This window comes from Methanolobus sp., assembly GCF_030682845.1.
Lineage (GTDB): Archaea > Halobacteriota > Methanosarcinia > Methanosarcinales > Methanosarcinaceae > Methanolobus.
In genome coordinates, this window is the sequence record NZ_JAUXNK010000040.1 from 1 (window position 1) to 5,176 (window position 5,176).

At 44.6% G+C, this 5,176-nt stretch carries 8 protein-coding genes; 3 read left to right on the forward strand and 5 right to left on the reverse strand.

Annotated elements, in window-relative coordinates; genetic code table 11:
• Positions 1-929: DEAD/DEAH box helicase family protein (locus tag Q8J68_RS03955; RefSeq protein WP_370867598.1), on the reverse strand; the 929-nt coding region annotated here is incomplete at its 3' end.
• A 112-nt stretch (positions 930-1,041) separates the two neighbouring features.
• On the opposite strand from Q8J68_RS03955, the gene Q8J68_RS03960 reads away from it, so the two are divergent.
• The 3 genes from Q8J68_RS03960 to Q8J68_RS03970 all read left to right on the forward strand — a co-directional run bounded on the left by Q8J68_RS03960 (position 1,042) and on the right by Q8J68_RS03970 (position 1,955).
• The gene (locus Q8J68_RS03960) at positions 1,042-1,245 is read left to right on the forward strand and encodes a hypothetical protein (RefSeq protein WP_305310250.1); all 204 of its coding nucleotides are present in this window, start codon (positions 1,042-1,044) and stop codon (positions 1,243-1,245) included.
• 255 nt (positions 1,246-1,500) lie between these two features.
• The gene (locus Q8J68_RS03965; protein ID WP_015054896.1) at positions 1,501-1,725 is read left to right on the forward strand and encodes a type II toxin-antitoxin system HicB family antitoxin; all 225 of its coding nucleotides are present in this window, start codon (positions 1,501-1,503) and stop codon (positions 1,723-1,725) included.
• The gene (locus Q8J68_RS03970) at positions 1,722-1,955 is read left to right on the forward strand and encodes a type II toxin-antitoxin system HicA family toxin (RefSeq protein ID WP_305310251.1); all 234 of its coding nucleotides are present in this window, start codon (positions 1,722-1,724) and stop codon (positions 1,953-1,955) included. Before Q8J68_RS03965 ends, Q8J68_RS03970 begins: the two co-directional genes overlap by 4 nt.
• Positions 1,956-2,120: 165 nt before the next feature.
• Here Q8J68_RS03970 and Q8J68_RS03975 read toward each other — a convergent pair whose 3' ends face one another.
• The 4 genes from Q8J68_RS03975 to Q8J68_RS03990 all read right to left on the reverse strand — a co-directional run bounded on the left by Q8J68_RS03975 (position 2,121) and on the right by Q8J68_RS03990 (position 5,099).
• Positions 2,121-2,327: a hypothetical protein gene (locus Q8J68_RS03975; RefSeq protein ID WP_305310252.1), complete on the reverse strand. Its 207-nt coding sequence runs from the start codon at positions 2,325-2,327 to the stop codon at positions 2,121-2,123.
• 861 nt (positions 2,328-3,188) lie between these two features.
• A complete protein-coding gene (locus Q8J68_RS03980; RefSeq protein ID WP_305310253.1) occupies positions 3,189-3,413 on the reverse strand; it encodes a hypothetical protein in 225 nt (74 codons plus the stop codon).
• 2 nt (positions 3,414-3,415) lie between these two features.
• Positions 3,416-4,672, reverse strand: a complete 1,257-nt coding sequence (locus tag Q8J68_RS03985) for a DNA-packaging protein (protein WP_305310254.1) — start codon at positions 4,670-4,672, stop codon at positions 3,416-3,418.
• On the reverse strand, positions 4,665-5,099 hold the full coding sequence (locus Q8J68_RS03990; protein ID WP_305310255.1) for a hypothetical protein: 435 nt from the start codon (positions 5,097-5,099) through the stop codon (positions 4,665-4,667). The genes Q8J68_RS03985 and Q8J68_RS03990 overlap by 8 nt, the downstream gene beginning before the upstream one ends.
• Between the last annotated feature and the right edge of the window lie 77 nt (positions 5,100-5,176).

The following is a 5,176-nucleotide window of genomic DNA, read 5'->3' on the forward strand; positions in this document are numbered from 1 at the left end:
CTGTTCAGGGCGATATCCCTCGCTTTGTTTCTTGAAAGGAGGGCTTCCCTTGCATTTGGATCCCTTCCACTTCGAATAACGATCTTCTGAAAATCAGATGGGCTCCTGATCATGATATTATTTTTCCGGAGATAGTCTACAAAAATTCCCTGATTACGCTCGTATTCCATCTGCTCTTTCTCAGTCAGCTCAACCACTATCTTTTGAAGCCTGAACGGGGATAAATGCGTCCCTGCAAGCTCTTTTACCTTTTTTTCAAATACCTTTCCACCAACAAGCCTGTTGACCTCACTGTGGGCTCCATCTTCTCTTTCATAGGTAGCTGTTAGGCCCATCCTGAAAGGTGAAGCAAACATCTCAGCTATTTGCCTGTAGCCTTCTGCAGGAAGATGATGGACTTCATCAAAGATCATGAGACCGAATTTGTTCCCCAGCCTGGCAGCATGGATATATGCAGAGTCGTATGTGGATACAGTTAAGGCTTTTATTTCCTGCTTTCCCCCACCAAGCATTCCCACATCGACTTTGAACTCCTCTTGCAATTTAGAACGCCACTGGTCAAGCAGGTCAAGAGTTGGAACTATCACTATTGTTGGTGTGTTCAGTAAGGAAATTGCGTTAATGCCCACAACAGTTTTACCACTCCCTGTTGGTAGTACGATGACCCCACGGTTGCTATTCTGGATCCATGCATCAATAGATTTTTGTTGATATCCTCTCAATTCTATTGTGCTCTTAAGTTCAGGACACGGCAGTAGATCAAGGACATTATCTGTATAGCTGATACCTGAATTTTTAAGGTAATCTGTAATATCTCGGTAATACAGAGCCATCGCTCTGAAGGTTTTTGAACGCTCATCCCATGAAGAATTTGGGATCCTGGCATCTCCCCGAATGACAATTGTACCTTGATTAAAGGAAAGTTCCATTATGGTTTAAAATTGAATAGGATATTAATAAGCATTGGGTATGCATCGTGAAAGTAATGTGATATCGTTAAACAAGAAAATAAGGTAATATCAATTGATACAGGAGCGGTAGATGAAAAAGGAGAAGGATAATTATTTTCCCTTCTTTGCTCCACAACATGATGAACGGCATTTACCATCTTGGTTAGTACTGGTTTTATCTGCACTTGATTTAATCTTTGATGCTGCTTCTGGTGTCATATTCTTTGTTGCCATCTTCATTTCTCCTTTTGTTTCTGGTCTCTCGTCCTATTCCATGTTGACCAGTTTTACTTGAGGTAGTGTACTCTTGAAATATAGTACACAAGATAATATAGTTGTAAAAGATATAAATGTGCTGGAGAGTTTAGAAGAGGAGAACAATTATCACCATGATACAGAATCAGGAGGATTTCAAGGAGGGTAATATAACCTCTGCACAATTGAGTGCAACGTTGAATCAAATCAAAAACAAGGTCCAATATAGCAAGAATTGAAATATTCACTGCAGAGTCCATATATAGTACAAACGTAGATATTATAGAGATCAAAGATGATTACCAGATTCACCGCTTACATCGAGAAAGATGTAGAAACAGGTTGCTACGTTGCGATTGTCCCGGGCATTCCCGGAGCTCATACCCAGGCTGATACACTGGATGAATTACATGTAAGGTTAAAGGAAGTGATCGAACTCTGCCTTGAAGAAATGGACCCTGAGGAAAAAGGATCAATACCTGAGTTTGTTGGTCTTCAGCAGATAGAGGTCACCGTATGAGCAGGCTACCGCTGGTAGATGCCAAAACTATGGAAAAGATATTGTATCGGCTTGGATTTGAAAAAACAAGGCAAAAGGGCAGTCATGCTTTTTACAGGCATACAGACGGCAGGACAACTACTGTTCCCTTCCATTCTAGCAAAGAGCTTGCCAGACCTCTGATAAGAGTTATTCTTAATGAGATCAATATTTCGATTGAAGAATATAATGAGCTGATCAGGAATGTTTGATCTTTTGGCTTTGTAGAAACCCTATGTAAATCGATATCAATAGGCTAAAATAGACAATTTTCATCTGAAACGACAAGTTCATGACGAACTTTACTCTTCGACTTGTCAGTAAATGGGAAATCAACTGTAACTACATTTCCTTTACTATGCACCTCTTTCAAACATTTACACCAACTTTTTCTCTCTCAACTTCTCAATCACAAGTTCAGTAGTTTCTTCGACCTGCTTCTCCCTGAGACTATTCTGCATTTTCGAATAATACTCCGCAATAAAGTCCGCCGCCTGGCTCTTGTTACAATCCTGCTCCCTCATCACCATGTGAAGCACTGCGGTCGTATTCTTGCTCACGGTTGCATAGAGTTTTGGTCTCATAATTACCTCGGTCTTGATTTGATAAGTGCTGACAAATCATGTTTCATGGCTCTTTGCGATAGTAGTATCTGGAAAACATAAGTAGTATGTCCACTTGGTCATCATGTACTATGATAGGGAATAAAATCAGCTCGTATGCAGAATCTATATGTCACTGCCACGGAATTAAAAAAGTGCATGTCGAAAAGATGTCGTTCATGCATGTGATGGGTGTATGGCAACGTTATAAAAAGATTATGGCAACAATTTTATTGGGAGCACATTTTGAGCGTTGACGGGGGATAATTATTTACACGATCTAGCATTCAACAAAAAAGGAGAGTATGGGTATAAATACCCTACAAGCATTTGACGTACTCGTCGTCGTGTACACAATTCAAACAGTTTGGTACACAATTATCTATGCAATTGTAGCAAATTGAAAGCCATCCCATACACAAAAAACATTCTTTGTTTCTGACTTCTCCAACGATTTCTTTTCCACAGTATGTGCAAGCTTGTTTCATGATAATTCTCCGCTACTTATTTCTAAATGCTTTTTTATTCCACTTCAATTTCGAACCCTCTGGGTCAGCTGCTACATTGTATATCGCTGCCATAATTATATGATAGATTAATAGTAAAACGATACTGGTAATAAGTAAGGGCGCCATTTATCTTGCCAGGCACCCAAGACGTATCCAATGGTGTTTTATGACGGTCTTTCTGAACTATTTACGAAGGGTAACACGTTACCCGGTACATACATGATTTATTTTATACTTAAATATAAGTGACATAATCTATATAGTTTTATATTTAATATATACTCATAACTGATTACATGTTAAAAGCCTTCTGAGTAAATCCGAGCACCTGTCTTCAATATTCCTTTCTAAAGAGCCTCCTATTTCTTTCAGATATATATGCCCTAGCCACATGCACCGCTTCAGGATCCTCAAGGACATCTTTGTTATCAGCATACTTCTGGCAGATGTAGTCGACTCCGGCACTTATCTTGCCGTCGCACTTGGCGGTTGATGCAAGGTTGATCACTGCTTTTGATCTCTTCGAGATGGTTGTGTTGAGGATGATACGGCGGGACATGGTTACCTCGATCTTGTTTTAATGAGTGCTGACATGTTCAATTTCTGTGGTCCATACCTTGATTTGCTAAGCTCGGACAACGCCCACACAAGTGCGTCCACCCTATCCGGACTACTGCCTTCTCCTGGAACCCAATCACACATCTGATCCTCTAGAGCGGGGAAGGAACCTACGTGATGGACCTTGCCCTGCTCATACAGGGCACTGATAGGCTCTGCCCTAGCCTGCTTCCCCCGGCTGGCCCGGACAGACCTGTAGGATACATTGGGGTCGATCGTCCGGAGAGTATATTCCACGAGCTCCCCTCCATTGTTCACTTCCCCGATGACCCGGTCGGCAGAGTGCTTGTAGTAAGCTGCGATGATCTCCTGAGCCCACTTCTTCGGTGTTGCATGGATGGTATAGTCACCCAGGACATAGTATTCTCCATGTTCATCCACAGCTGCAACAACTATGCCGGTATCATCTGAAGATTCGCTGGATGTGACCGCCGGATCCACACCAACCACGATGCGCAGAAGGCTAGGAACCTTTGATACCCTGGCATCTTCTATCATCTCCCGGGTCCAGAGTGCATCGGGGTTGTCGTCCAGGATCTCTGCGTTGAGCTCCTGTCTTCCCAGCCTGGTCCCTTCGTATCTGCTGATGATAACGTCGATGAAAGCTGGGGCCAGGTTGGACAGATTCTCGTATGTGGACCCTCTTGTCACGTGGGTACTGGAATCGTTCAAGAGGGTTTTCACGAGAGGAATCGGCCGGGGAGTTGTTGTGATAGCTGCCCTGGGATCATCTCCCAACCTTAAGCCGAACTGCAGCATGTCCCACGTCCTATCAGGATACTTCCAGGCTGCGATCTCGTCACACCAAGCAGTGTCATGCTGAGGTCCCCTCAACCTGTCCGGCTCCTCGGCACTGAAAAGCAAAGCCATCGCGCCGCTGGGCCATGTGAGCCTGCGTTTGGATGGCTCGTAGACTGGCTGGTTCCATGGAGGACAGACCGCCAGTATACCGGATTCTCCTTCCACCATAGTGTCCCTGGCATCAGCTGCAGTCGGTGCCACCATGGCAATCCTGCGAGCCTTGCCGGATTCTACCCTGTCACGGACCCATTCAGCCCCTACCATCGACTTTCCCCAACCTCTCCCAGCACATACCATCCAGTACCGCCAGCTTCCTTCCGGAGCGAGCTGGTTGGGCCGAGCCCAGAACTTCCAGTCATATTCCAGCATCGGGAGCTCATCATCACTGATATCACTCATGATCTTCTGGCGCTCTAATCCTGGCAGCGATGCTATTGATTCTGCTAACGATCCTCTCTCTTGTTTCATCGGTGTTGATCTCGACGTTGTTCTGGGTCATATTGATCTCAACTTCACGCCTGCCAAACTCAGCAGGACATGTGCGCTCAAGCCACCATGCTGCAGCCTGCCAAGAGTGACCCGCAGCCTTCTGGATGATGGCCACATTTCTGGCAATGGCCTCTGCCCTGGCTTTTTTTACATTGAGATAGAACTCACGGTGCTGCCCGGATGTTGCTCGTTCGCCAAGCTTCATCCAATCATAGTAGCTCGACGGAGAGATCCCCACGGCATCGCAGGCATGAACCACAGGAACCCCGGACCTGAGGAGCTTGATGAGCGGCTCGGATACTTCTGCCATTATTGTGCTGCCCTTTTTTCTTCCCATGTGTATGTCTCTCCATTGCGCTTCAGTTCACGGTTGCCGGTCAGATTGACATATCTTTGAATTATGACATCAGCATA

Excerpts from the sequence above, each read along its gene's own strand:
- Q8J68_RS03960 (WP_305310250.1), top strand. The coding sequence starts at position 1,042 with ATGAAAAAGGAGAAGGATAATTATTTTCCCTTCTTTGCTCCACAACAT.
- Q8J68_RS03965 (WP_015054896.1), top strand. The coding sequence starts at position 1,501 with ATGATTACCAGATTCACCGCTTACATCGAGAAAGATGTAGAAACAGGT.
- Q8J68_RS03970 (WP_305310251.1), top strand. The coding sequence starts at position 1,722 with ATGAGCAGGCTACCGCTGGTAGATGCCAAAACTATGGAAAAGATATTG.
- Q8J68_RS03975 (WP_305310252.1), bottom strand. The coding sequence starts at position 2,327 with ATGAGACCAAAACTCTATGCAACCGTGAGCAAGAATACGACCGCAGTG.
- Q8J68_RS03980 (WP_305310253.1), bottom strand. The coding sequence starts at position 3,413 with ATGTCCCGCCGTATCATCCTCAACACAACCATCTCGAAGAGATCAAAA.
- Q8J68_RS03985 (WP_305310254.1), bottom strand. The coding sequence starts at position 4,672 with ATGAGTGATATCAGTGATGATGAGCTCCCGATGCTGGAATATGACTGG.
- Q8J68_RS03990 (WP_305310255.1), bottom strand. The coding sequence starts at position 5,099 with ATGGGAAGAAAAAAGGGCAGCACAATAATGGCAGAAGTATCCGAGCCG.